This is a genomic window from Gordonia heveisoli (assembly GCF_030315745.1).
Classification (GTDB): Bacteria; Actinomycetota; Actinomycetes; order Mycobacteriales; family Mycobacteriaceae; genus Gordonia.
Window position 1 is genome coordinate 87779 of record NZ_JASXSH010000009.1, and the last position, 25239, is coordinate 113017.

At 67.2% G+C, this 25239-nt stretch carries 28 protein-coding genes; 19 read left to right on the forward strand and 9 right to left on the reverse strand.

All coding sequences use genetic code 11. The annotated features are described in order from the left end of the window. Positions 1-61 precede the first annotated feature (61 nt). Positions 62-442 carry a nitroreductase family deazaflavin-dependent oxidoreductase gene (locus QSJ18_RS10060; RefSeq protein ID WP_286326252.1) on the forward strand — a complete coding sequence of 127 codons (381 nt, stop codon included), beginning with the start codon at positions 62-64 and terminating at the stop codon, positions 440-442. After that, positions 442-1299 (forward strand): dienelactone hydrolase family protein, encoded by an 858-nt coding sequence (locus tag QSJ18_RS10065; protein WP_286326253.1) that lies wholly within the window; start codon positions 442-444, stop codon positions 1297-1299. The genes QSJ18_RS10060 and QSJ18_RS10065 overlap by 1 nt, the downstream gene beginning before the upstream one ends. A gap of 35 nt (positions 1300-1334) precedes the next feature. Here the strand turns inward: QSJ18_RS10065 and purE are convergent, their stop codons facing one another. Beyond that, positions 1335-1847, reverse strand: a complete 513-nt coding sequence (purE, locus tag QSJ18_RS10070) for a 5-(carboxyamino)imidazole ribonucleotide mutase (RefSeq protein WP_286326254.1) — start codon at positions 1845-1847, stop codon at positions 1335-1337. Further along, positions 1840-3117 (reverse strand): 5-(carboxyamino)imidazole ribonucleotide synthase, encoded by a 1278-nt coding sequence (locus QSJ18_RS10075; RefSeq protein ID WP_462476042.1) that lies wholly within the window; start codon positions 3115-3117, stop codon positions 1840-1842. Before QSJ18_RS10075 ends, purE begins: the two co-directional genes overlap by 8 nt. A 78-nt stretch (positions 3118-3195) precedes the next feature. Between QSJ18_RS10075 and QSJ18_RS10080 the strand changes: the two genes are divergently transcribed. Then, positions 3196-3756, forward strand: a complete 561-nt coding sequence (locus QSJ18_RS10080) for a GtrA family protein (protein ID WP_286326256.1) — start codon at positions 3196-3198, stop codon at positions 3754-3756. Here QSJ18_RS10080 and QSJ18_RS10085 read toward each other — a convergent pair. Genes QSJ18_RS10085 through QSJ18_RS10095 form a run of 3 tightly spaced genes read right to left on the reverse strand, consistent with a single transcriptional unit; the run spans position 3728 to position 6356 of the window. Further along, on the reverse strand, positions 3728-5095 hold the full coding sequence (locus QSJ18_RS10085) for a sensor histidine kinase (protein WP_286326257.1): 1368 nt from the start codon (positions 5093-5095) through the stop codon (positions 3728-3730). The genes QSJ18_RS10080 and QSJ18_RS10085 overlap by 29 nt on opposite strands. 35 nt (positions 5096-5130) lie before the next feature. After that, positions 5131-5805, reverse strand: a complete 675-nt coding sequence (locus QSJ18_RS10090) for a response regulator transcription factor (protein ID WP_286326258.1) — start codon at positions 5803-5805, stop codon at positions 5131-5133. Then, positions 5802-6356 (reverse strand): PH domain-containing protein, encoded by a 555-nt coding sequence (locus tag QSJ18_RS10095; protein ID WP_286326259.1) that lies wholly within the window; start codon positions 6354-6356, stop codon positions 5802-5804. The genes QSJ18_RS10090 and QSJ18_RS10095 overlap by 4 nt, the downstream gene beginning before the upstream one ends. A 197-nt stretch (positions 6357-6553) precedes the next feature. Here QSJ18_RS10095 and QSJ18_RS10100 point away from each other — a divergent pair, with 197 nt between their 5' ends. Beyond that, positions 6554-7225 (forward strand): DUF6069 family protein, encoded by a 672-nt coding sequence (locus tag QSJ18_RS10100; protein WP_286326260.1) that lies wholly within the window; start codon positions 6554-6556, stop codon positions 7223-7225. A 16-nt stretch (positions 7226-7241) separates the two neighbouring features. Here the strand turns inward: QSJ18_RS10100 and QSJ18_RS10105 are convergent, their stop codons facing one another. After that, positions 7242-8033 (reverse strand): biotin--[acetyl-CoA-carboxylase] ligase, encoded by a 792-nt coding sequence (locus tag QSJ18_RS10105; RefSeq protein ID WP_286326261.1) that lies wholly within the window; start codon positions 8031-8033, stop codon positions 7242-7244. A 181-nt stretch (positions 8034-8214) separates the two neighbouring features. Between QSJ18_RS10105 and QSJ18_RS10110 the strand changes: the two genes are divergently transcribed. From QSJ18_RS10110 to QSJ18_RS10120, 3 genes are read left to right on the forward strand one after another with little or no spacing between them, the layout of a single operon-like run. Further along, entirely contained in the window at positions 8215-9843 is a 1629-nt protein-coding gene (locus QSJ18_RS10110) for an acyl-CoA carboxylase subunit beta (protein WP_286326262.1), read from the forward strand. Next, positions 9840-10073, forward strand: coding sequence for an acyl-CoA carboxylase subunit epsilon (locus QSJ18_RS10115; protein ID WP_286326263.1), 234 nt, complete (start codon positions 9840-9842; stop codon positions 10071-10073). The genes QSJ18_RS10110 and QSJ18_RS10115 overlap by 4 nt, the downstream gene beginning before the upstream one ends. A gap of 5 nt (positions 10074-10078) precedes the next feature. After that, entirely contained in the window at positions 10079-10750 is a 672-nt protein-coding gene (locus QSJ18_RS10120; protein WP_286326264.1) for a Maf family protein, read from the forward strand. A gap of 65 nt (positions 10751-10815) precedes the next feature. Here the strand turns inward: QSJ18_RS10120 and QSJ18_RS10125 are convergent, their stop codons facing one another. Next, entirely contained in the window at positions 10816-11523 is a 708-nt protein-coding gene (locus tag QSJ18_RS10125; RefSeq protein WP_286326265.1) for a neutral zinc metallopeptidase, read from the reverse strand. Positions 11524-11533: 10 nt separating this feature from the next. Here QSJ18_RS10125 and QSJ18_RS10130 point away from each other — a divergent pair, with 10 nt between their 5' ends. From QSJ18_RS10130 to QSJ18_RS10160, 7 genes are all read left to right on the forward strand, one after another. Next, entirely contained in the window at positions 11534-11779 is a 246-nt protein-coding gene (locus QSJ18_RS10130) for a hypothetical protein (protein WP_286326266.1), read from the forward strand. Positions 11780-11975: 196 nt separating this feature from the next. Continuing rightward, on the forward strand, positions 11976-12878 hold the full coding sequence (locus QSJ18_RS10135; RefSeq protein WP_286326267.1) for a sulfurtransferase: 903 nt from the start codon (positions 11976-11978) through the stop codon (positions 12876-12878). Next, complete coding sequence (locus QSJ18_RS10140; protein WP_286326268.1) at positions 12878-13321, forward strand: SufE family protein; 444 nt, start codon at positions 12878-12880, stop codon at positions 13319-13321. The genes QSJ18_RS10135 and QSJ18_RS10140 overlap by 1 nt, the downstream gene beginning before the upstream one ends. Continuing rightward, positions 13318-14823 (forward strand): condensation domain-containing protein, encoded by a 1506-nt coding sequence (locus QSJ18_RS10145; RefSeq protein WP_286326269.1) that lies wholly within the window; start codon positions 13318-13320, stop codon positions 14821-14823. Before QSJ18_RS10140 ends, QSJ18_RS10145 begins: the two co-directional genes overlap by 4 nt. A 190-nt stretch (positions 14824-15013) precedes the next feature. Next, positions 15014-16810: an acetyl/propionyl/methylcrotonyl-CoA carboxylase subunit alpha gene (locus QSJ18_RS10150; RefSeq protein ID WP_286326270.1), complete on the forward strand. Its 1797-nt coding sequence runs from the start codon at positions 15014-15016 to the stop codon at positions 16808-16810. 12 nt (positions 16811-16822) lie between these two features. After that, entirely contained in the window at positions 16823-17185 is a 363-nt protein-coding gene (locus tag QSJ18_RS10155; protein WP_286326271.1) for a hypothetical protein, read from the forward strand. Between the two features lie 616 nt (positions 17186-17801). Further along, complete coding sequence (locus tag QSJ18_RS10160) at positions 17802-19379, forward strand: HNH endonuclease signature motif containing protein (protein WP_286326272.1); 1578 nt, start codon at positions 17802-17804, stop codon at positions 19377-19379. A gap of 8 nt (positions 19380-19387) precedes the next feature. On the opposite strand, the gene QSJ18_RS10165 is transcribed toward QSJ18_RS10160, so the two are convergent. Next, complete coding sequence (locus QSJ18_RS10165; protein WP_286326273.1) at positions 19388-19975, reverse strand: nucleotidyltransferase family protein; 588 nt, start codon at positions 19973-19975, stop codon at positions 19388-19390. A 146-nt stretch (positions 19976-20121) separates the two neighbouring features. Here QSJ18_RS10165 and QSJ18_RS10170 point away from each other — a divergent pair, with 146 nt between their 5' ends. The 3 genes from QSJ18_RS10170 to uraH are packed head-to-tail and all read left to right on the forward strand — an operon-like array spanning position 20122 to position 23051. Next, a complete protein-coding gene (locus tag QSJ18_RS10170; RefSeq protein WP_286326274.1) occupies positions 20122-22140 on the forward strand; it encodes a solute carrier family 23 protein in 2019 nt (672 codons plus the stop codon). 9 nt (positions 22141-22149) lie between these two features. Continuing rightward, the gene (gene uraD, locus QSJ18_RS10175) at positions 22150-22728 is read left to right on the forward strand and encodes a 2-oxo-4-hydroxy-4-carboxy-5-ureidoimidazoline decarboxylase (RefSeq protein WP_286326275.1); all 579 of its coding nucleotides are present in this window, start codon (positions 22150-22152) and stop codon (positions 22726-22728) included. Beyond that, positions 22725-23051, forward strand: a complete 327-nt coding sequence (gene uraH / locus QSJ18_RS10180) for a hydroxyisourate hydrolase (protein WP_286326276.1) — start codon at positions 22725-22727, stop codon at positions 23049-23051. The genes uraD and uraH overlap by 4 nt, the downstream gene beginning before the upstream one ends. 26 nt (positions 23052-23077) lie before the next feature. Here the strand turns inward: uraH and QSJ18_RS10185 are convergent, their stop codons facing one another. Next, positions 23078-24205 (reverse strand): nitronate monooxygenase, encoded by a 1128-nt coding sequence (locus QSJ18_RS10185; RefSeq protein ID WP_286326277.1) that lies wholly within the window; start codon positions 24203-24205, stop codon positions 23078-23080. Positions 24206-24277: 72 nt separating this feature from the next. Between QSJ18_RS10185 and QSJ18_RS10190 the strand changes: the two genes are divergently transcribed. Together QSJ18_RS10190 and QSJ18_RS10195 are read left to right on the forward strand one after the other, a co-directional pair. Further along, positions 24278-24670 (forward strand): hypothetical protein, encoded by a 393-nt coding sequence (locus QSJ18_RS10190; RefSeq protein ID WP_286326278.1) that lies wholly within the window; start codon positions 24278-24280, stop codon positions 24668-24670. 76 nt (positions 24671-24746) lie between these two features. Continuing rightward, positions 24747-25121 carry a hypothetical protein gene (locus tag QSJ18_RS10195; protein ID WP_286326279.1) on the forward strand — a complete coding sequence of 125 codons (375 nt, stop codon included), beginning with the start codon at positions 24747-24749 and terminating at the stop codon, positions 25119-25121. The last annotated feature ends 118 nt before the right edge of the window (positions 25122-25239 follow it).

The window sequence follows — 25239 nt, forward strand, 5'->3', positions numbered from 1 at the left end:
CGACAAGAATCGGTCTGAACACACACTTTCCCTGCCGCCCGACTTGCGGCACAGTGGAACTATGCGACTGCCCAGGACCGTGGCCCGGATCAACAAGGCCGTCACCAATCCGATCCAACGACAGTGGGCGCCACATGTGGCGCCCTGGGCCATGGTCGAACACGTCGGCCGAAAATCCGGCGCGCACTACTCGAATCCGGTCCTTGCCTGGGTAGACGACGATCGCCTCTCGATCGTGCTGACCTACGGACGGCACACCGACTGGGTTCGTAACGTGCAGGCCGCCGGACATTTCGACCTGATCCGGAAGGACAAGCGCTACCAGGTCACCGGGCCGCGCATCATCCCGGCAGACTCCCCCGATGTGGTCCGCGGCGCACGTCTGCCCGCGCGGCTGTTCGATTCGGTTCTCATCGGAACGCTGTCCCCGGCGGACGCCTGATGACCGCCGCTCCGCAGCGCACTTACGGCGACGATGAACTGTCGGATTTCGCCGTCGAGGAGCGCACCTACGAAGGTGCCACCCGTCGTGTGTATCGCAAGGGCACCGGCCCTGCCGTCATCGTCATCGCCGAGATTCCCGGCATCACCCCACGCGTCGCCGACTTCGCGCGCAAGGTCGCCGATCGCGGCGCCACCGCGGTGCTGCCGTCGTTGTTCGGCGTCGACGGCCGCGACCCGCACCCGCGGACCGTCGGGAACGTCCGCTCCGGAAAGATCATGCTCGACACCATTGTCCGGGCGTGCATCTCACGCGAGTTCACGGTCCTGGCGACCGGACGCTCCTCACCCGTCACGACCTGGCTGCGGGCACTGGCCACCGAGGAGCACGAACGGTGCGGCGGCCCGGGTGTGGGGGCGGTCGGGATGTGTTTCACCGGTGGTTTCGCGCTGGCGATGGCCGCCGACGACCGACTGCTCGCGCCGGTGCTGTCACAGCCATCCTTGCCGTTCGCGGCACTGCCGGGCCGCAGGCACGCGATCGACATCGACGCCGACGACCTGGCGACGGTCCAGAACCGGTGTGCGGCCGGACTTCAGGTGCTGGGGCTGCGCTTCGACGGTGACCCGCTGTCGCCGCCGGGACGGTTCGAGTTCCTGTCGCAGCAACTCGGCGACGCATTCATCGGCGTCAGCCTGCCCGACTCCGCGGCACATCCGGAATCGATGCACCCCAAACCACATTCGGTATTGACCGAAGATCTCATCGACGAGCCGGGCCAGCCGACCCACGACGCGCTGACGCAGGTACTGGAGTTCTTTGCCACCAAACTCGAGATTCCCGCACCGCCGCGCTGAACGCCACGGCGACCGGGGCTCCCGACCCGAAGGAGCTACTCCCCCAGCAGTTTTTCCTGAAGCGCGGCGTCCTTCTCGAGCACCATGCGCTCGAGTCCCTGCTGGAATTCGACCATCCGCGCCTGCAGCGCGGGATCGGTGGACCCCAGGATGCGAACCGCGAGCAGGCCCGCGTTGCGCGCACCACCCACCGAGACCGTCGCGACCGGGACACCGGCAGGCATCTGCACGATCGACAGCAGCGAATCCATGCCATCGAGGTAGCGCAACGGCACCGGGACGCCGATCACCGGCAGCGGCGTCGCCGAAGCCACCATGCCCGGAAGGTGTGCGGCACCACCGGCTCCGGCGATGATCACCTCGATGCCGTTGTCGGCAGCACTCGCCGCATAATCCAGCATCCGCTGCGGCGTGCGATGCGCCGAGACGACGCCGACCTGGAACGGGACGTCGAATTCCGCGAGCGCCTCGGCCGCCGCCTCCATGGTCGGCCAGTCCGAATCGCTGCCCATGATCAAGCCGACACGCGGCCGCAAACCCTCACTCACCGTGCACATCCCATCCATCGGTCCAGACCGCGTGCGACATCCAGTGCGCCGCACGCTCGGCTCGCTCGCGTACATCGGCCGGTGAATCGCCCGCCCGGCCAACGACGTTGACGTGCCCGATCTTACGATCGGGCCGCTCGCCCTTGCCGTATAGGTGGATCTTCGCGTCGGGCAGCCGGGCCATCAGATGATGAACACGCTCATCCATCGACATCTCCGGGGCCTGTGCCGCACCGAGCACATTGGCCATCACGGTGAACGGCGCCCGCGGCGCGGTGTCGCCGAGCGGATAGTCCAGCACTGCACGCAGATGCTGCTCGAACTGCGAGGTGACCGCACCGTCCATGGTCCAGTGACCGCTGTTGTGCGGCCGCATCGCGAGTTCGTTGACCACGAGGTCACCAGCGGTGGTCTCGAACAACTCCATCGCCATCACCCCGACCACACCGAGTTCGTCGGCCAGTCGCAACGCCATCTGCTGGGCGCGGGCCGCGGTCTCGTCGTCGAGATCCGGTGCGGGTGCGAGCACCACCGCGCACTGTCCGTTGCGCTGGACGGTCTCCACCACCGGCCACGCCGCCCCCTGTCCGAACGGGGACCGGCCGATCATCGCCGACAGTTCGCGCCGCATGTCGACCTTGCTCTCCGCGATCAGCGCGGGCGCGGCGTCGGGGTGGGCGTCGAAGACGTCGAGTGCGGCCTCCCGGTCATCGACCAGCCACACCCCCCGGCCGTCATAGCCACCACGCACCGTCTTGAGCACGATCTGCCACTGCTGGGCGTCACCGAAGTCGAGCAGCCGCGCCCGGGCCTCGTCACGGTCGCCAGCCAGATCGGCGAAGGCAGGCACCGGAAGTCCCAGCTCTGCCAACCGCTGTCGCATCGCGAGTTTGTCCTGCGCGAAATGCAGGGCACGTGACGGCGGGCGCACCGCCACCCCGGCTTCTTCGAGTGCCTGCAAATGATGCAGCGGCACACCTTCGTGGTCGAAGGTCAGTGCCACGGCACCCTCGGCGGCACGCAGCAGATCGTCGTAATCGTCATGTGAGCCATAGACCACATTCGCGCTCACCTGCGCGGCCGGATCACTCGACCCCGCCGCGAGGACCCGCAGGCATTGACCGAGCGCGATCGCGGCCTGATGGGTCATACGCGCCAGCTGACCACCGCCGATCATCGTGACAGTCGGGAGCCCGACCTCGTTCACCGACGATCGCGGGGCGGCGGGACCAGCTTTTCCGGCTTGCTCGGATGAGTTCACGCGACCCATCGTGGCATGCCGCACACTCGCCGTGCATGACCGCCCGGTGATGGGTTCCCTCAGTTTTGTTTCGTACACTCGGATCTTGTGCCATTCATCGACGAGCTGGTCGCTCGCCTCCCCGAGCCCATTCGTCGGCTCACGATGCGCCACCACGAGCTCATCAAATTCGCTCTTGTGGGTGGCACCACCTTCGTCTTCGACGCAGCCATCTTCTATGCGCTCAGCCTGACGATCCTCGAGCCCAAACCGGTGATCGCGAAGATCATCTCCGGCGTCCTCGCCACCATCCTGAGCTACATCCTCAACCGCGAGTGGGCCTTCAAGAACCGGGGCGGTCGCGAACGCCATCACGAGGCACTGCTGTTCTTCGCGATCAGTGGCGTCGCGGTGATCCTGCAGGCCACGCCACTGTGGATCGCGAACAACATGTTCGACCTGCGCACCAACCTCGACGTCACCGAGGTCGTCGTCATCGACTTCATCCTCGGATTCATCATCGGCAACCTGCTGGGTATGGGATTCCGGTTCTGGGCGCTCCGCAAATTCGCCTTCCCCGAGGAGCAGTTGCGTGGCGGCGACACCGGATCCACCGACGTGCACCCCAATCTGGCCGAACTCAACGATGAGGAACTCGGTCACGCATAGGCGTCCCACCCGGCGGACCCCCGTCCGGGCCGTCGGCGACCCCATTGGATGTGCCGACCGTCGCTCCCGACGGCACCACGATCGCGAAGATCGGCGGACGCCGCGTGGTCAACTCCAAGCGACCGCCGTCCGCCTCGACCAGCGCGCGTGCGAGCGACAGCCCGACACCACGTCCCGCCGAAGCCTCCGCATCGGGTCGTACGGTGGAGAACCCCCGGCGGAAGATGTGCGCGGCGATGGGATCGGGCACCCCGTCCCCCTCGTCGCTGACGCTGATGCGGACCATATCCGCCGACGGCAGGTCGCCCACGCTGATCCGGCAGCGCCCGGCTCCGTGCTGTAACGCGTTGTCGACGAGCACGCTGACCGCTTCCCGCAGTCGGCCCGGCCGGGCGCTCAGCGCCCTCGCCTCCCCGTCGAAGGCGACCGTTAGTTCCCGGCCCTGCGCATCGAAGGCCTGGCGGAAGTCGCCGGCGAGGGTCGTCAGCATATCCCGGACATCGATCACCGCGGGCGGTTCCCGGTCCGCGCGGGCCGCCGCCACCATGTCGTCGAGTTCACCGGCCAGCCGCTCCACCTGGGCCAGCGCCGCCTCAGCTTCCACGACGACCCGCGGGTCGTCGTGCAGAGACAGTTCGTCGAGCCGCAGCTGGATGGCGGTCAGCCTGCTGCGGAGCTGATGCGACACGTCGCCGACGATCTGTCCCTCGCGTTCGAGCCGCAGTGCGATCTCGGCGTTGGCGTCACCCAGCGCCGACGACACCCGGTCCAGTTCGGGGATGCCGTAACGCTTCCATTCGGTGCCGAAGTCCCCGCGCGCCATCGCGGCGGCCCGGTCGGCGAGATCGGTCAGCGGATCGGCGAGCCGGCCCGCGGTCACCGCCGCGACGACCGTTCCGGCCGCCACCGACGCGGCCACCGCGACCGCCACGATCGCCACCGCCGTCGTCTGATCGTCCCGGAGTCGCGCGCGCGGGATCTCCAGGATCAGCGTCCCGGCGTCGCCGAGACCGATCGAATCCGCGACGGTCGGCCCGTCGATGACCGCACCCACGGCCACCTCATCGACTCGACCCGACACGTGATAGCGAAGCGTGAGCCGACCATCGTCGGGCAGGATGACCTTCAACGACGGGGCGGTGAGCGCGCCCGGTGCGACGAATCCGGCCTCATCCTCCTGCCGGATCAGCTGGTCGGCGATCACCTTCAGTCGCGAGTCGAGATCCTGATGGGCGTTGTCGGCGACCCAGCGCCAGGCGATCACACTCAGCGGGATACCCAGCAGGGCACCGACCGCCAGCAGCATGGCGATCATCACGGTGAGAATTCGGCGGCGCATCGGTGCTCGTCAGTCCGGTTCTGGTGGACGGCAGATCAGGGATCGAACCGGAAGCCGACACCGCGCACGGTGATGATGTGCCGGGGCCGGTCACGCCGATCGTCACCGATCTTGCGGCGCAACCACGAGATGTGCATGTCGAGGGTCTTCGACGGACGCAGGTCGGTCGACCCCCACACCTCGCGCAGGATCTCGTCGCGACTGACGACCTCCCCGGACCGTTCCATCAGGAAGCGCAGCAGGTCGAACTCCCGGTTCGCGAGAGTCAGGTCGCGGCCTTCCACCAGAACTCGCCGACCCCGGGCGTCGAGCCGGATGTCGCCACCCTCCAGCACCTCGTCGTCGGCCTGCCGCCTGCGCAGCAGGGCACGCACCCGCGCCATCAGCTCGGCCAGCCGGAAGGGTTTGCCGACATAGTCGTCGGCGCCCGCGTCGAGCCCCACCACGAAGTCGACCTCGTCGGTGCGCGCGGTCAGCATCAGCACGGCCAGCGACGGCCGCTGCTGACGCAGCCTGCGACACACCTCCAGCCCGTCCATCTCGGGCAGCCCCAGGTCCAGGATGAGGAGTTCGAAACGCGAGTCCAGAGCCTCGTTGAGCGCCGCGGTCCCGGTGGAGACGACCGAACAGCCGTAGCCCTCCCTGGCCAGCGCGCGCGCCAGCGGCTCGGCGATGGCGGTGTCGTCTTCGGCGAGTAGTACCTCTGTCACCGGTCCCCGACTCCCCGCTGATGCAGCTGAGACGTCATCGGATCGTCGTCGTCGTTGATCGCCAGCACCTCGTGATAGAGCAACGAATGCACCTTCTCGACCTGGGGAATGTCGTCGAAGGACAGCGGATCGTCCGAGGCGGATTCGATGACCAGCGTGCCGGTACGCAGGATGCGGTCGATCAATCCGTGCCGGAACTCGACCGTGTTGATCCGTTTGATCGGGATGTCGATACCCGACCGCGTGATGACACCGTTGCGGAAGATGACGCGACGGTCGGTGAGCACGAAGTGGGTCGTCTTCCAATGCACCAGCGGCTTGACGAAATACCAGCCGAGCGCCACGAGCCACAGCACGCCGATGATGATCCCGAGGACCAGCTTGGGCGTGGATCCGAGGCTGTCGGTCCCGGTCACCACACCGAGCAGAAGGCCGGCGACGGCGGTCGCGAGGACGAACAGCAAGAAGGGTGCGAGCAGACACTTCCAGTGTGGGTGACGATGCAGGACGATACGTTCGCCGGCTGCCAGGTTCTCCCGCGGAAAGGCCATGGCTTCATCGTAGAGCGACACCCGGTCCGCGTGAGAGCGCAGACGCCGATTCCACTGCCCGTAGACGGTCGATCGCCCGACGGCGGGTGACTACAGTGAGCACCTACAGGTCCCACACACGAGATCCACGCGTGGGCATTCACGCAGGCGCGCCCGGTGACATGCGGGAAGCCCAACGCGAACAAGGAGCGTCAGTCATGACCTATCGCGATCCCCGCGATCCGCGCACGCACCGCTACGAGCCCGGATACGACCCCGACACCCGCAATCAGCAGTATCGGGACGACCAGTACCGGGACGACACCTATCGGGATGACCCGTATCGCGATGACCCACGGTATCGGCCGTCCACCCAGGCGTATTCGCAGTCCTATGCGCGTGAACCCGAACCCCCACGCCCCCAGCCCCGGTACGCCGCGACCCCCGACACCCGGCCCCGTCGTCGGGGACCCGACATCAACCCCGGGATGTACGCCGGCGGCGTCGTGATGACCGGCGTTGTCACCGGTCTGGCCGCGTGGCTGGCCGCCTGGATCATCCGCGCCATCGTCGAGCAGGTGAACGCCACCGGCAAATACGGCATCTGGAATCCGGTGTCCCGCGACGAATACTGGTTCGCCGTGGTCGGTTTCGGCTGTGCACTCGCGGCCGGTGCCCTCTGGTACGTCCTGCAGATCATCACGCCGTCGCCCGATCAGTTCTACCGCTGGATCGTGGGACTGCTGGTGGCCGCCGCGGTCGTCATCCCGCTCATCCTCTCCGATCAGGTGTCGGTGAAGATCGGCACCGCGGTGATGCATCTGATCATCGGCATACCCGTGCTGACGCTCATCCCGACGATGGGACACAAGAGTCGCAACCGCCGCTGAGGCTCGCCCCGGGCGCCTACAGCGGACGCAGGTGCGTGACGTCGCCGGCCGCGGCGATCACCTGCCTGCCGTCGGCGTCGACGATGATGCGACCGTCGGCATCCACCCCGACCGCTGTACCGATCACCTCCTGGTCGCCGGGCAGGATCAGCCGCACCCGCGCCCCGAGGGTGTCGCAACGTTCCCGATACCGCTCGGCAAGCGCCTCGATGTCGGCGGGCCAGTGGCCCAGCAGATCGTCGAGGGCCCGGAGGAACCCACCGGCCAGTTCGTCCAGGTCGACCACCCGGCCGGTCGCCAGTCGCAGCGAGGTCGCGGTGGCGACCGGCAGCTGATCCTGCGCCATCTCGGTGTTGATCCCGATCCCGATCACCGCCAGCCCGCCCCGCGGTGTCATCGTGTACTCCGACAGGATGCCGGCGAGTTTCCGGCCGTCGATGAGCACGTCGTTGGGCCATTTCAGGGTCGGTCGCAGCGCGCTGGCCGTGCCGATCGCACTCGCCGCCGACATGCCGGCGATCAACGACAGCCAGCCCAGGTGCGCGGTGTCGTCGGCGCCTACGGCGACCGCCGCCGAGATCGCGATCTGCGATCCGGGCGGGGCCTGCCACACGCGCGCGTGCCGCCCGCGTCCGGCGGTCTGGTCGGTGGTGATCAGGACGGTTCCCGCCACCTCGTCGGTCGCCGACCGTTCGATGAGATCGGCGTTGGTCGACCCGGTACTGGCGACCACCTCGACGCGCTGCCACCGAGTGCCGGACAGCAGAACGCGTAGACGGTCGGGATCGGGCCGGATGTCGGGGCTCATGAGTTCGAAAGCCTACTGGGCCGACTCCGGTGGCCGACCGGAGTCGCCGTCGGGATGCCACGGAACCCGCCTCGGCACAACCCGCTGACCAGCGGACCGACCGATCGCTCGGAAACCTGAGGGATATCTCACGTTGATCCGGTTGACGTGGCTCACACTCGGGTCGTTAGCATCGATGTTCATGACCACAGCTTCGCGCTCCGACGGCGCTGCCCCCGACATTCACACCACCGCGGGAAAGCTTGCTGACCTGCGTCAGCGCCTCGACGAGGCCAACCACCCAGTCGGCGAGGCCGCCGTTGAGAAGACCCACGCCAAGGGAAAGCTCACCGCACGCGAGCGCATCACTCACCTGCTGGATGAGGGTTCTTTCGTGGAACTCGACGCGCTGGCACGCCATCGCAGCACCAATTTCGGGCTCGCCGACCGCCGCCCGGTCGGTGACGGCGTCGTCACCGGTTACGGCACCATCGACGGCCGCGAGGTCTGCATCTTCAGCCAGGACTCGACCGTTTTCGGCGGCAGCCTCGGCGAGGTGTACGGCGAGAAGATCGTCAAGGTCATGGACCTCGCGATCAAAACCGGCCGGCCGCTGATCGGCATCAACGACGGCGCAGGCGCCCGCATCCAGGAGGGTGTCGTCTCGCTCGGCCTGTACGGCGAGATCTTCCACCGCAACGTCCGCGCCTCCGGCGTGATCCCGCAGATCTCGCTGATCCTGGGTGCGGCGGCCGGCGGCCACGTCTACTCCCCGGCACTCACCGACTTCGTGGTGATGGTCGACCAGACCAGCCAGATGTTCATCACCGGCCCCGACGTCATCAAGACCGTCACCGGTGAAGAAGTCACCATGGAGGAGCTCGGTGGTGCGCACACCCACATGAGCAAGTCCGGTACCGCCCACTACGTCGCCCAGGACGAAGAGGACGCCCTCGAATACGTCAAGGAACTCCTCGGATACCTGCCGAGCAACAACCGCGCCGATGCGCCGCGTCTGCCGGTCGCGCAGCCCGCCGCCGGTTCGATCGAGGAAACCCTCACCGACGAGGACCTCGAACTCGACACGCTGATCCCGGATTCGCCGAACCAGCCCTACGACATGCACGAGGTCATCCGTCGCATCCTCGATGACGACGAATTCCTCGAGGTGCAGGCCGAATACGCCGCCAACGTTATCGTCGGCTTCGGACGCGTGGACGGACGCAGCGTCGGCATCGTGGCCAACCAGCCCACCCAGTTCGCCGGCTGCCTCGACATCAACGCCTCGGAGAAGGCCGCGCGCTTCGTCCGCACCTGCGACGCCTTCAACATCCCGATCATCACCCTGGTCGACGTCCCCGGCTTCCTGCCCGGCACCGAGCAGGAGTACAACGGCATCATCCGCCGCGGCGCCAAGCTGCTGTACGCCTACGGTGAGGCCACCGTCGGCAAGATCACCGTCATCACCCGCAAGGCCTACGGTGGCGCCTACGACGTCATGGGGTCCAAGCACATGGGCGCCGACGTCAACCTCGCCTGGCCGACCGCGCAGATCGCCGTCATGGGTGCCTCCGGCGCCGTCGGCTTCGTCTACCGCAGCCAGCTCAAGGAGGCCGAGCGCAACGGCGAGGACGTCGACGCGCTGCGCCTGCAGCTGCAGCAGGAGTACGAGGACACCCTGGTCAATCCGTACGTCGCGGCCGAGCGCGGATACGTCGACGCGGTCATCCCGCCGAGCCACACCCGCGGCCAGATCGCGACCGCGCTGCGTCTGCTCGAGCGCAAGATGGTCACCCTGCCGCCGAAGAAGCACGGGAACATCCCGCTGTGAGCGCGCCGGAGAACGACACCGTGGCCGAGAAGCGCCCGTTCCTGCAGGTGGTCAAGGGCAACCCGACCGATGAGGATCTCGCAGTCATCGTCTCGCTGATCGCCGAGGCGGCGGCCGGCGGTGGCGCGGCCGACACCTCGACCGAACCTCGCAACGAGTGGGGACGCCCCGTCGACCGGCTGCGTCCGAGCTGGGGCGCACCGTCGAGTTTCACCAACCTGCGCTACTGACGACCGTGCACACGCCGGTCTTCGTACTCGGCTCCCGATCGCCCGCGCGCCTGCGAATTCTGCAGGCGGCGGGCGTTCAGCCGTTAGTCCGTGTTTCCGATGTCGACGAGGATGCGGTGCTGGCGGCGCTACCCGCGGGCACCGATCCCGCCGATGCCGTCACCGCCCTCGCCCGCGCCAAGGCCGAGGCGATCGCGGCACTGCCCGACGTCGCCGCCCTGGCCGGTCACGTCGCGGCTCCCGCCGGGGCCGACGCACCGCGTCCGGTGGTGGTGATCGGCTGTGATTCGATGCTGTCTCTCGACGGCGCCCTGCTGGGCAAACCGCATACGGCCGAGCGTGCGTTGGCGCAATGGCAGTCGATGCGCGGCGGCCAGGCGACGCTGCTCACCGGCCATCACCTGATCCGGCTCGACACCGCACCCCCACGAACCGCGGCGGGGGCCTCGGGTACCACCATCAGATTCGCCGACGTCCCGGACACGGTCATCGAACGTTATGTGGCCACCGGCGAGCCGTTGCAGGTGGCCGGCGCATTCACCCTCGACGGACTCGGCGGCTGGCTCATCGACGGCATCGACGGCGATCCCTCGTCGGTCATCGGTATCGGGCTGCCGCTGGTGCGGTCCCTCGTCGAGCGCGTCGGACTGCAGATCGCCGACTTCTGGACCGGCTGACGCCGGTTCCCGCCGGTGCCGTTCCCGCTTCGCCGCCGCTGCGCGATCGCTCCGCGCGGCCGCCCTCAGAAGGCTTCCGGCCAGTACCTGGTCAGGCAGTCGCCGGGCTGACCCTGGCGGTTGAACTGCGGGCCGGTCAGTCCGACGGTCAGTGCGGTCGCACGTTCCCGGATGGTGCCGTGTCCCTGGTTCGGACCGGGATCGCCGATCACCGGCAAGAGGGTGGCAACCTCGATGATGTCCTTGGGCGACAACGCATCCCGCTGGTAGACGGTGGCCGCCCAGTTGCCCGCCAGGCAGTCCGCGAGGAGTTCCGGATTGTTTCCGGTGGGGAAGGACGACCGGGACAGTCCGAGCACGTCGGCGATGCGGTACATCACGTTGTGGCCGTATTCGTGTGCCACCACGGTTGCCGCGGTGAAGTCACCGGCGACCGGGGTGGACACACCGAAGACCTCGTGATTCCAGATGCCCTGGAAAGTCTTGACGGGCAGGACGATCGAGCCCTTGGTCGACTTGCCATCACCGTTGGCCTGCACATCGAGCGAGCAGAAGAACGCGTTGGGCAGGTCGGAGGGGATGTTGCTGTCCGACGGATCGTCACCGGCGGTGCATTCGGTCCGGAACCTGGTACCCGGCTCGATCAGCACGCGCCCCGGCGCGGGGTCTCCCCAGCCGAGCCGCGTGAACCATCCACCCCACGTCTCGTCGAGATCGTCGAGGAGCGAATCCAGGTAGTGCGGGACCGTCGAGTCCGCGTTGGCCGCGGTCACACCGCTCGCCTTGACCTGCCCGGACGGCGTCGGCAGGCTCGGGCAGGCACTGGACCGGCAGACCGAGGCGTCGGCCGGAGTGCTCGGTGCGGGACCTGACGGGGTCGACTCGACCGTGGACGACGCCGACCCGCCGACGGAAGTCGGGGTGGTCGTCGATGCAGACTCGTCGTCGCCCGAGGACGAACATCCCGCCAGCGCGGTCAACGACACCACTGCCGCGACCGCCACACCCATCCGCACCCAACCCCTGTGAATCATGGCAAGAAATCTACCAAGGACCCACGCCTGTTCGGACCTGGTACCAGCCGGTTGAATGAGAACGGCCCGCGCGTCGCAGCACGGTCACCGGCACGTCCTCGTCGTGACCAACTACGCTTACCGTCGAGGGGTCGACACCTGGTCGGCACCGCATAGCCCAGCAGCAGTCCCATGGGAGTTGGAGAACAGACGTGAGTGTTGAAACCGACCCGAACCCGGCGTTCGCCTCGTACGCCCATCCCGAGCGTCTGGTGTCCACCCAGTGGCTGTCGGCGCATCTGGGCGCCAAGGGACTCAAGATCATCGAGTCCGACGAAGACGTCCTGCTCTACGACATCGGCCACATCCCGACCGCACAGAAGGTCGACTGGCATCTCCACCTCAACGATCCGGTCACCCGCGACTACATCAACGGCGAGCAGTTCGCGGAACTGATGCGCAGCAAGGGCATCGAACGCGACGACACCATCGTCATCTACGGCGACAAGAGCAACTGGTGGGCCGCCTACGCCCTCTGGGTCTTCACCCTGTTCGGGCATGAGGACGTCCGCCTGCTCGACGGTGGACGCGACGCCTGGATGGCCGAGGACCGCGACACCTCCTTCGACGTACCCGACTATCCGCGTTCGGACTACCCGGTCGTCGAACGCGACGACAGCAAGATCCGCGTCTACGCCCGCGACGTCCTCGGCGCGCTGGGTACCGAGCCGCTCATCGATGTCCGCTCGCCGCAGGAGTACACCGGCGAACGCACCCACATGCCCGACTACCCCGAAGAGGGCGCACTGCGTGGCGGGCACATCCCGACCGCCGTGTCGATCCCCTGGGCGAAGGCCGCCGCCCCCGACAGCCGGTTCCGTTCGCGTGCCGAACTGGCGGAGATCTACGGAGATTTCGCCACCGACGATCCGACGATCGTCTACTGCCGGATCGGTGAACGTTCGAGCCACACCTGGTTCGTGCTGACTCATCTCCTCGGTCACAGCTCGGTGCGCAATTACGACGGTTCGTGGACCGAGTGGGGTAACGCGGTGCGGGTACCGATCGCGATCGGTGCCGAGCCCGGTGCGGCCCCGGGTGCCGCGGACGCCTGATGAGCCTGCCCTCGGCGTTGGCGGAGATCGTCGACGACTTTGCCGCACTGGGTGATTCCGACCGGGTCACCCTGCTCCTCGAATTTGCCGGCGAACTTCCCGCACTCCCCGGTCATCTGCAGACCGAGGCGATGGAACCGGTACCGGAGTGCCAGTCCCCGGTGTTCCTGTCGGTCGACGCCTCCGACGCCGACGACGTGCTGCTCTACTTCAGCGCACCCCGTGAGGCGCCAACCACGCGCGGGTTCGCCGCCATCCTCCATCAGGGGCTCAACGGCTCGTCGGCCGCCGAGATCCTCGATGTCCCCGGCGATTTCTACTACGACCTCGGGCTGGGTGCGGCGGTCAGCCCGCTCCGTCTGCGAGGTATGGCCGGCATGCTCGGACGAATCAAGAATCAGGTTCGCGCGCAGCAGCCCGGCACTCCCCCACCCGGGGCATGAAGTTCATCCAGATCCGCGACGAACCGATCGAACCCGGCGGTCTCGTCGAATGGACGCCGTTTTCGCCGGGCGGGCTCGGCGGATGGACGTCCGACACCCGGCTCACGTCACACAACCATGAGCAGCATCTGCGCGCCGCGGTCGACTACCGGGCCCGCACGAATCGCGAGGGCGGCCGCGAGTCCTGGCTGGGGCTGACCATCGAGTTCGACGAACCGCTGTCCATCCCGGCGATCAGATCGGTGCTGACGCAATGGATCGACCGGCACGAGGTGTTACGCAGCCATGTGCTGGTGTCCGACGAGGGCCTGCACCGCATCACCACACCCCCGGGGACGGTGCGGCTGAAGATGGGCCGCATCGGCTGGTACCCGCAGGCCGGTCCGCTCATCGACCAGTTGGCAGGCGCATTCGATCGGGCCACCGCGCCCGTGCAGTGGCCCGCGTACATGTTCGCCACCGTGGCCCGCGAACATTCCTTCACGTTGCTGTTCGCGGCCGATCACTCGCTGGTCGACGGATACTCGCTGATCATGGCGCAGCAGGAGCTGGTCACGCTGTATCGGGCAGCCCGCGAACACCGCCACGCGAATCTCCCCGATGTCGGCAGCTACGTCGATTTCAGCGCCGAGGAACGACTGCTGGCCGATCAGAGCGGCAGCGATCATCCGGCGGTGGCGAGCTGGTCGAGGTTCCTGACTGCGGGCGCAGGCGGCATGCCGGGACTGCGGACCTCCACGCCGATCACACGAGACCCCAATCCGGCCACCGACGACCCGCAGGAGTCGCTCTGGGGGCTGATCCTCGACGAGGATGCGGCCAACCGATTCACCGCGGTCTGCTCGGAGGCGGGCGGCACGCTGACCGCCGGGGTCCTGGCGGCCTTCGCGCTGGTCCACCACCGGCAGACCGGCGATCCGGAGTTCCGTTGTGTGCTGCCCCGCCACACTCGCGACGACGTCCGCTGGCTCAACGCGCTCGGCTGGTTCGTCGCCCTCGCCCCGTTCGCCATCGACGTCGCCGATTCGCCGACCTTCGACCAGGCCGTCGAACGGGCCACCGCCGAACTCAAGGTCGGCAGGCAGGGTGCCACGCTGCCGTTCCTGCGCGTCGCCGAGTTGCTGCGGTTCGAGGGGGCGCCACGGTTTGTGATCTCGTTCATCGACACCCGCTACGCCCCGGGGGCCGGTGTCGCCGACGCCGGTCGTGCGAAGGTCATCCGCTCTCAGAGCTACGCCCCCGACGAGGTGTACGTGTGGATCAACCGGACGCCGTCGGGGATGCGATTCACGGCACGGTTCCCGCGCGAGTCACCGTCGCCGGACGCGGTGTCTCCGGAGTCCGGCACGCCGTCGGAGCCGAGAGTGAAGAATTCCACTCCACCAATCGAGACGGTGTCCGAGGTCGACCCGACCCCCGGTCTCGTTCACGCCTACCTGCATGATTTCGCCGAGTTGGTCCGTCAGCTCGGTGACGCGAGCACATACCGAAGCCGGATGTGACATACGGCTCCACCGAACGATTGCTCGGTGGGCTAGGGTGATGCACGGAACGTACGACGCCTACACTCCCCAAGGTGTCGTGCGTCACCCGTAACGGCCACACCCCGGCTGTCGGGTGCAACCGATGACTCCATACGAAGTCGATGCCGCGTCAGCGGTGTCCCAGCACGAGTAAGGCCCAGGAGAACAAGTGCCCAGTCCCGCTGCGAACACCCCGTCCGCAATCAGCAAGGTCCTCATCGCCAACCGCGGCGAGATCGCCGTCCGCGTGATCCGCGCGGCCCGTGACGCCGGTTTGGCCAGTGTCGCCGTCTACGCCGAGCCGGACGCCGAGGCGCTGTTCGTGAAGCTCGCGGACGAGGCCTTCGCCCTGGGTGGACAGACCTCCGCCGAGTCGTACCTCGTGTTCGACAAGATCCTCGACGCCGCCGCCAAGTCCGGTGCCGACGCCATCCACCCCGGCTACGGCTTCCTGTCCGAGAACGCCGACTTCGCCCAGGCCGTCATCGACGCCGGGCTGATCTGGATCGGGCCCTCACCGCAGTCGATCCGCGACCTCGGTGACAAGGTCACCGCCCGCCACATCGCCCTCAAGGCCGACGCCCCGATGGCGCCCGGCACCAAGGATCCGGTCAAGAACGCCGACGAGGTCGTCGCCTTCGCCAAGGAGCACGGCGTCCCGGTCGCGATCAAGGCCGCCTTCGGTGGCGGTGGCCGCGGGATGAAGGTCGCCTACACCATCGAGGAGATCCCCGAACTCTTCGAGTCGGCCACCCGCGAGGCCGTCGCCGCCTTCGGTCGCGGCGAGTGCTTCGTCGAGCGCTACCTGGACAAGGCCCGCCACGTCGAGGCCCAGGTCATCGCCGACCAGCACGGCAATGTCGTCGTCGCGGGTACCCGCGACTGCTCGCTGCAGCGCCGTTTCCAGAAGCTCGTCGAGGAGGCCCCGGCGCCGTTCCTGACCGAGGAGCAGCGCGCGCGCATCCACTCCTCGGCCAAGGCCATCTGCCGTGAGGCAGGCTACTACGGCGCGGGCACCGTCGAGTTCCTCGTCGGATCCGACGGCCTGGTCTCCTTCCTGGAGGTCAACACCCGCCTGCAGGTCGAGCACCCGGTCACCGAGGAGACCGCGGGCATTGACCTGGTGCGCCAGCAGTTCCGCATCGCCAACGGGGAGAAGCTGGAGTTCTCCGAGGATCCCGCGCCGCGCGGACACTCCTTCGAGTTCCGCATCAACGGCGAGGACGCCGGCCGCAACTTCCTGCCCGCACCGGGCCCGGTCTCGGTGTACAAGGAGCCGACCGGACCCGGCGTGCGCGTCGACTCCGGCGTCGTCCAGGGTGACGTCATCGGCGGCCAGTTCGACTCGATGCTGGCCAAGCTGATCGTCACCGGCGAGACCCGTGAGCAGGCCCTGGAACGCTCGCGTCGCGCCCTGGCCGAGTTCCAGGTCGAGGGCCTGGCCACCGTGCTGCCCTTCCATCGCCACATCGTCTCCAACCCGGCCTTCATCGGCGACGGCGAGAAGTTCGACATCTACACCAAGTGGATCGAGACCGATTGGGAGAACCCGATCGAGCCCTACACCGGTGGCGAGCCGATCGAGGATGATGACGCCGCACCGCGTCAGCAGGTCGTCGTCGAGGTCGGTGGCCGTCGTGTCGAGGTGTCGCTGCCCGGCGATCTCGCCGTCGGCAACGGCGGTGGCGCGGGAGCCATCCGCAAGAAGCCGAAGGCCCGGTCACGCAAGAAGGGCGGCGGGGCGGCAGCTTCCGGCGATGCCGTCGTCGCGCCGATGCAGGGCACCGTGGTCAAGGTCGCCGTCGAAGAGGGCCAGGAGGTCGCCGAAGGCGATCTGGTCGTCGTCCTGGAGGCCATGAAGATGGAGAACCCGGTCACCGCACACAAGGCCGGTGTCGTCACGGGCCTGTCCGTCGAAGCCGGCGCCGCGGTCACCCAGGGCACCGTGCTCCTCGAACTGAAGTAGTTCACCCCGGTCATGGAACCGGTCGAGATCAACGCCGGGACGTGGTATCTGCGTGCGCTTCGTGCGGACGAGCGGATCACCGACGTCCCGGCGTTGTCCGATATTGGGGTCGATGATCCCGCCGCCTATGTCGCGGCCGCCGACGCCGGCTGGGCCGCCGAAACCGGCTATGTGTGGGCCATCTGCATCCCGACCACCGGCGAACTCATCGCACTGATCGGTGTCGCCACCGACGCCGACCGAGGACAGCTCTGGGGCCGCGCCCGCACCGGCTACGACGAGGCGCTCGCCGTCGCGATCGGTCCGGTCACCCGGTTCGCCGAAGGTGCGTTGGGATTGGTCGTGACCGAACCGATCGCCGACGGCATCCGCTGAGCGGTCAGGCGACGGTTCCGGCGAGAATCGCCACGAGGCCGGCACGATAACGCCTGTCCCGGTCGTCACCGAGGATGGTGATGGCGTCGGAGGCACCGTCCGGTTCAGCTGATGGGTCACCGGGCGGCATGCGTACGAGAGACGCCCGGCCGGGAGTCGACCTACGTCGTGGTCCCCCTCCTTGCCGCCGCCGCCCTTCTCGGCCTGTTCGCACTCGTCGAGCAACGCAGCCCGAAACCGCTTGTGCCATTGCCGATCCTTCGCCGACGCAGCATCGTGGTGGCGAACACCGCCATCGCGGGACTCGGCGCGATCATGACCGCCACGATGTATCTCCTGTCGCTCCACCTGCAGCAGGTCGTCGGACTGAGCCCCCTGCGAACCGGCCTCGCATTGGTCCCGATGAGCATCGTGCTCACACTTGGAGCACTCGCCTCGAAGTCATTGCTCGCCAGATTCGGGGTTCGCATCCTCATCGCCACCGGGGGCCTACTGATGGCGACCGGACTCGCCTGGCTCGCGATCACCCGACCACACCGCAGCAGAGGAGCCCACCCGAGGAGAGATAAGGCGTACCAGCCCTTGACTCGAACAGGTGTTCGAGTACACTTAAACCATGTCGCAGGCAGCGGAGGTCGACCCCACCGGTTCGGTGGATGCGAACGAATCCGTCGAGCCTGAGCTTCGCGCCGATGACGAGCTCGGCGCCGCCGAGCTGATCGAGGTCCTCAATCACTGTGCAGGCCTTGCCTCCTCGACGGCACACCGAATGATGACGGTGGCCAGCCTCATTCACGACGAGCGCGAGATCGACTCCGCCCAACGTCGCGCGCAGACACACGACGGAGAACTCGACTCGATCGAGGCCTTCGAGGAACTGTCCGCCCGGGCCGCCGCGGGCGAGGACCCCTGCGCCCGGTTCGGACCGAGCGGCCTGGAGCTGGCCGTCGCGGAAGTCGGTGCCACACTGACGGTTACGCCCACCGAGGCCCGAGAGCTCATCGCCGCCGGAGATGCGCTGCGCTACCGACTGCTGTTCACCGGGCACGCGCTGGCATGCGGGCGGATCGACAAGAAGCGCTTCCTCATCGCACTCAAGCGGACCGACCTCGTCACCGATGCCGACGAGATGCAGACGGTGGATGCCCATCTGGCCGAGGCGATCTTCGCGCGGGCGCCGATGTCCACCACACGGTTCACCGCGATGGTCGACGCCATCGTCGCGAAATGGGCACCCGACGCGGTGCGCAGACGTCGGGAGCGCGTGACCGACAACCGAAAGGTGACGGTCGCACCGGATCGCTTCACGCCCGGCCAGTCCCGGGTGTCCGGTTCACTGCCGATCGCCGATGCCGCCGCATTCGACGCCCGCCTCTCGGCGATGGCCACCTCGGTCCACCCCGCCGACCCCCGCACCCTCGCGCAGAGGCGCGCCGACGCACTGATCGCGCTCGCCCGCGGTGAACAACAGCTCGCGTGCACATGCGACGACTGTTCAGCCCGTGAGACCAAGTCGCCGGAGCCCCAGACAGAAAGCGTCACTCCCCCATCGGCGCCGCGCGCCACATTCCACATCGTGGTGAATCTGTCCACCCTCGTCGGCGCCGACGACGATCCGGCCTTCCTCGACGGCCACGGCGTCGTCGACGCCGACACCGCCCGCACCCTGCTCGCCGAAGCACGGCGCACGTACCTCCACCCAGGTACACAAGCGCACTCCGAGGGCTCACCGGATGCCATCACCACGTCGATGTGGAACCACACCCCGTCGAAGAAGCTGCAAGCCCTGGTGCGGGCAGGCGAACTGTGCTGCACCTTCCCTGGCTGCAACGCACCGGTCTGGCAGATCGACGTCGACCACACGGTGCCGTTCGACCACCGCCGACCCCGCCGAGGCGGACCAACTGCCGAACGAAACCTGAAGCCACTCTGCCGCTTTCACCACCGGATCAAGACCTTCACCAGCTGGCAGGACTATCAGGACGAGTTCCTGACCGCCTGGTTCACCACCCCCACCGGACACATGTTCGTCGGCAACGCCTACAGCGGCCGCGATCTGTTCGGCCGGCTCGCGCCGATCCGCCCGCCCGATCATCCCGCGCGGGTCCGGCACGACACCCTGCGCGACGACGGCGCCCGGCGACAGCGCCGCGTCGACGATCGCTGGAATCGGGCCAACCCGCCACCGTTCTGACGAGAGCGTCAGTCCGCGTAGTCCACATCCCGCCCGGTCGCCAGATCTCCGCATTCGACCGCGACAACATCATCGCGGCCGGACAGATACGACCGCAGCCCCTCGTCGCCGTGCAACACCGCCAGCGCACCATCGAGGTGATCGGCGCCGAGGTACACCGGATGCCCGGGCTCACCGCCGAAAACGGCACGCACCAGCACATCGCGCCGGCCGTCCGCAACGCGCAGCACACGGGTCACCACCGGCTCCCCGACGTCAGGGATGTCAACAACGTGTAAAACCACACCGGCGAGGCCGGGTCGCCCACGGACCGCCCGGAGTGCCGCGCCGACCGTCGCCCCCAGCCCCGCCGACCATTCCGGTACCGCCAGCGCGGTCGCCCCGGCGGGCGGTTCGACCACCGCCGCCCCCATCGCCACGAGCACCTCCGGACAGCCCGCCAGACGCAGTTCGGCAACCGCAGATTCCAGCCAACCACCCTGCTGGGCAAGTATTTTCGGCATTCCGTAGCGGGTGCCCGCACCAGCGGCGAGAACGACGCCGACGACGCCGGGCACCACCGCACCGACCGGCTCGACGGCCTTCTCAACACCCATTGTCACCGCCTCCTGCCGCGATCCGCCCAACCCACGCTCAGCACGATTAACCCTTCTGCAATATACGATCGGCGCCGCGCACGAACACCTCCACCGGTGCAAGATCGTCCTGCCCCACTGCTATTGCAACCCGGTAGGAGACCCCCATGGCAACGGATGCTGTGCCCGCCGCGACCCCCCCGGCACCCACCGCGCCGAAGTTCCGGCGCAAACGCGTCCACCCGGTCGACCAGGTGCCTCCGGTCGGCAAACTCGTCGGCCTCGGCGCCCAGCACGTCGTCGCCTTCTATGCCGGCGCAGTCCTGGTCCCGATCCTCATCGCCGGTGCCATCGACCTCGACGGCGAAGCACTGACGATGCTGATCACCGCCGACCTGTTCACCTGCGGCATCGCCTCCCTCCTGCAGGCGGTGGGCATCTGGAAGATCGGGGTCCGGCTGCCATTGCTGCAGGGCATCACCTTCGCCACGCTCGCGCCGGTCATCAAGATCGCCAACGATCACGGCGGCGGCCGCGTTGGTCTGCAAACCGTCTACGGTGCGGTGATCGCGGCCGGCATCTTCACCTTCCTGATCGCCCCGTACTTCGCCAAGCTCATCCGATTCCTGCCTGCCGTGGTCACCGGCACCCTGATCACCATCATCGGTATCTGTCTGATACCCATCGGCGCAGGCGACGCGGTCAGCGACCCGGCCACCCACCAACACGACCCGGCCAATCCACGCTGGGTGATGTACGCGCTCGGCACCGTCCTGCTCATCGTCCTGATGCAGCGATTCTTCCGCGGATTCATGGCGACCATCTCGATCCTCCTCGGACTGGCCGTCGGCACCTTCGTGGCGTGGATTCTGGGCGACGCGAACTTCGACAAGGTCGGCGACGCCGGCTGGGTGGGGGTCACCCCGCCGTTCGCCTTCGGCGCACCACGGTTCGACATTGTGGCCATCGTGTCGCTGATCGTGGTGCTGCTCGTGGTCATCGTCGAATCCACCGGCTCGGTCTTCGCGACCGGCGAGATCGTGGGCAAACGGATCAAGAAGGACGACATCGCGGCCACCGTCCGCGCCGACGGTCTGGCCACCGTGATCGGCGGCTCGTTCAACTCGTTCCCGTACACCGCGTTCTCGGAGAATGTCGGCCTGGTCCGACTGACCGGCGTCAAGAGCCGCTGGGTCGTGGCCTGTGCCGGGGTGATCATGATCCTGCTCGGCCTGTTGCCGAAGATGGCCAAGGTGGTCGAATCGATCCCCGCACCCGTCCTCGGCGGCGCCGCGCTGATCATGTTTGCCACCGTCGCCATCGTCGGAATCCAAACCCTGACCACCGTCGATTTCACCGACCACCGCAACCTGATCATCTCGGCGACCTCACTGGCCGTCGCGCTCTACGTCGAACACTCCCAGTCCTCGGCGCCCACCACGATGATCGACAAGGACGGCGCGACCGTCGAGGTGCCTGCACTACCCGGCATCAATCAGGCGATGCCGAACATCTTCCTGGAAATCCCCTTCTCCACCGGCATAACAATGGGCGCGCTGACCGCGATCCTGTTGAATCTCCTGTTCTTTCACGTCGGCAAGCGCGGCCCGGCAGTGGCCGGCGGTGGTTCCATCACCCTCGACGAGGTGAACGCGATGACCGCGGAGCAGTTCCGCGTCACCTTCGGCAACGTCGTGCAGGATGTCGGCTGGGTGCTCGACCGCGCCTACGACCAGCGTCCGTTCTCCGACGTCCACGACCTCCGCAGCGCCTTCCAGGAGGCGATGCTGACCGGCACCGACGACGAGCAGCTCGAACTCATCCGATCGTTCCCCAATCTGGGTGCCGAGGACGAGGAGACCGGCGAACTCGTCGCCATCGATCACAAGGGGCTCTCCCATCTGGAGGAGACCGAGCATCGCAATGTCGTCGAACTCGCCACTGCCTACCGCGAGCATTTCGGTTTCCCGCTGGTCATCTGCGCGCGGGAGACCGAACGCTACGACCGCGTGCTCCGGCACGGCTGGTCGCGGATGGACAACGCCGAACTGTCGGAGAAATCCTTCGCGCTCATCGAGATCGCGAAGATCGCAAACTATCGGTTCGACGATCTCGTCGCCGACGCCAACCCGTTCACCTCGGCTCGTTTCGGCCGTGGCGCGCAGCTTCCCGACATCCGAAACTAAACTGGACATATGCGACGAGTCGACTGGCGCGGACTGGCCAGCTTCAACGAACTCGGCGAGAAGCAGGCCCTCGCCGCGCTGTACGAGTGCTGCAGTTCGCGGATCTGGGCCCTACGGGTGGCCACCGCGCGCCCCTACGCCGACGAGGCGGCGCTTCTGGCGCGCGCCGACGATGTCCTCGCCGAGCTGACCGACACCGATCTGGCCGAGGCACTCGACGGACATCCCCGCATCGGTGACCGCCCCGACAATCCGTCCTCCACACGGGAACAGTCGGGGGTCGCCGGCGCAGACCCCGCGGTACTCGCCGAGCTCAGGGAACTGAACCGCGCCTACGAGGATCGGTTCGGTCAGGTCTACCTCGTCTTCGCCAACGGACGCCCGGCGGCACAATTGCTGGCCATCCTCAAGGACCGCATGGGCAATGACCCGGACACCGAACGCCGCGTGATGCGCGGCGAGCTGGCGAAGATCAACCGCAGCCGGCTGCTGCGTATGCTGGCTCCCGCGGGGCGTTTCGCCAACGACGACGCCGACCCGGCGGCAGCCGGCACCGCATCGTCCGATGCAGCAGAGGTAGATGCATGAGCGGGTTGTCGACCCACGTCTTGGATGCCGTAACCGGCTCCCCGGCAAGCGGTCTGGAGGTTGCGTTGCAGGATGCCAGCGGCACCGAGCTGGCCTCGGCGGTCACCGACGCCGACGGCCGGATCGGCGCGGTGACCACCGACACCCTCGAGCCAGGCATCTATCACCTGGTCTTCGACACCGGGAACTGGTTCGCCGACAACGACATCGACGGCTTCTACCCTGAGGTCGACATCTGCTTCGAGATCGCCGACCCCGAATCACACCATCACGTCCCGCTACTACTGAGCCCGTTCGCGTATTCCACCTATCGCGGCAGCTGACGGTCGTGCGGTAGGGACCCGGCGAACTAGCTCGTCGCGTTCGCGAAGGACTCCAGGCCACTGGTGGCGTCGATGTACTCGGTCACCCAGCGTTCGATGACCGCGGCGGTCTTCTCGACCTTGCGGAACTGGCCGACGACCTGCCCGACCGGGTTGAACGCGACATCGATGCTCTCATCGGGATACCGATGCGTGGCCGCGACGGCCATACCGGACACCATGTACTGCAACGGCATTCCCAACGGGTCTGGGTTCTTCGGGTCCTCCCACGCCTCCGTCCAGTCGTTGCGTAACATCCGGCACGGCTTTCCGGTGAATGACCGGCTGCGCACGGTGTCCCGGCTCGACGCGTCGATATAGGTCTGCTGCTGCACCGGCGTGTTCTCCGCCTCCTCCACCATCAGCCACTGCGATCCACTCCACGCACCCTGGGCACCGAGCGCGAGCGCGGCAGCGATCTGTCCGCCGCCGCCGATCCCGCCGGCAGCCAGAACCGGTACCGGCGCAACCTCTTTGACCACCTGGGGCCACAACACGATCGACCCGACCTCACCGCAGTGACCACCGCCTTCACCGCCCTGCGCGATGATGATGTCCACGCCGGCATCGGCGTGTTTACGCGCTTGCTGCGGGGATCCACAGAGCGCCGCGACCTTGCGTCCGGCCGCCTGAATCTTCTCGATCATGTCGGCCGGCGGAGTACCCAGCGCGTTGGCGATCAGCGTGACCTTCGGATGTTGCAGCGCCACTTCGACCTGTGGCGTCGCGGTCGCCTCGGTCCAGCCGAGAAGTTGCAGCGAGTTGTCGCTGTCCTCGTTGAGCGGGACACCGTGATCACGCAGCAGCGTCCTGCCGAACTCGAGCGTCTGCTCCGGCACCATCGACTGCAGCAGCTTGGTCAGGTCGTCCGCCGACATGTCGGCGTCCATCCCCTCGTATTTGTTGGGAATCACGATGTCGACACCGTAGGGGTGGTCGCCGATGTGCTCATCGATCCAGTTGAGTTCGACCTCGAGCTGCTCGGGCGTGAAGCCGACCGCACCTAGCACCCCGAAGCCCCCGGCCTTGCTGACCGCAACGACGACGTCACGGCAGTGGGTGAACGCGAAGATCGGGAACTCGATCCCGAGGTCGTCACAGATCGGGGTGTGCATGCAGACTCCTTGCTCAGTCGGAATGAGGCCAAGTCAGAATTGGGCCGGCCCGAAATTAGAACGTGTTCCACTTTGATACCAGGCCGGCATGGGGCGCACAAGGGCCGCGCCGCACGCCGAACATCCCGGCCGAATCCGACTCTCAACGGATTCGTCCTCGGCACCCGGAAGAAGGGCCGTAACGCGACCCCGGCCGAGAACTTCGCCGGGCTCACCTATTCCGACCCCTTCTACCGCGAACCACGCGTCCCGGCCGGTGCAAAGCCCGGAACATTGCTGCGCGCCAAGAAGGTTGACGTTCTCTTCACCGGATTCAAGCCGGGGAACGTGTCGGCCTGGAAGATCATGTACGTCACCGAGAACACCCGGCGGACGGCCAACGACATCTCGACGGGAATCATCCTGCTCCCCGAGGATGGCCGGCCGAACAGCACGCGTCCGATCGGCGCATTTCGTCTTCGGTGATCTGACCGATCACGGACACCACTCCCTGAGCAGTCCAAGTATTAGCGCATGTCATTGCGAGAGAAGGAATTTGACGATGACAACCCCAACTCGAGGAACCCGTCGGACACCCGGCCGGATGACGATGGCGACGCTGACGCTGTTGTGCGCGTTACTCGGCAGCACCTTGGTGACCACCCCAGCCCAGGCCGCCGACTATCATCGGTATCTCGATCTTCCGCTCACCAACCGATTCGCCGACAAACACGGCGGCGGGGTCAATCGCGCACTGCCCACCGATCTGCGGACCCTACGGAAGCTCGTCGACGCCGCACGCGCCGGCGGCACAGATCCCCACCGCTATGCCGCACTGTTGTTCCAGTACCGGCTCGTACAGGCCACCACCGAGGCGGCATCGACCTCGCCAGTTGGGATCCGGCCAAGGGATTCCACGCCACCCGGGCCACCATGATCAAGGCCTACCGCTACTAGCTCGATCTCCAGATCGAACATCGCGAGTTGCAGTGGGCGGGCATGGCCGGCACTGTCGGCGCCGATTTCGGCGGCGGCATCGCCGACGTCGTCCTCGC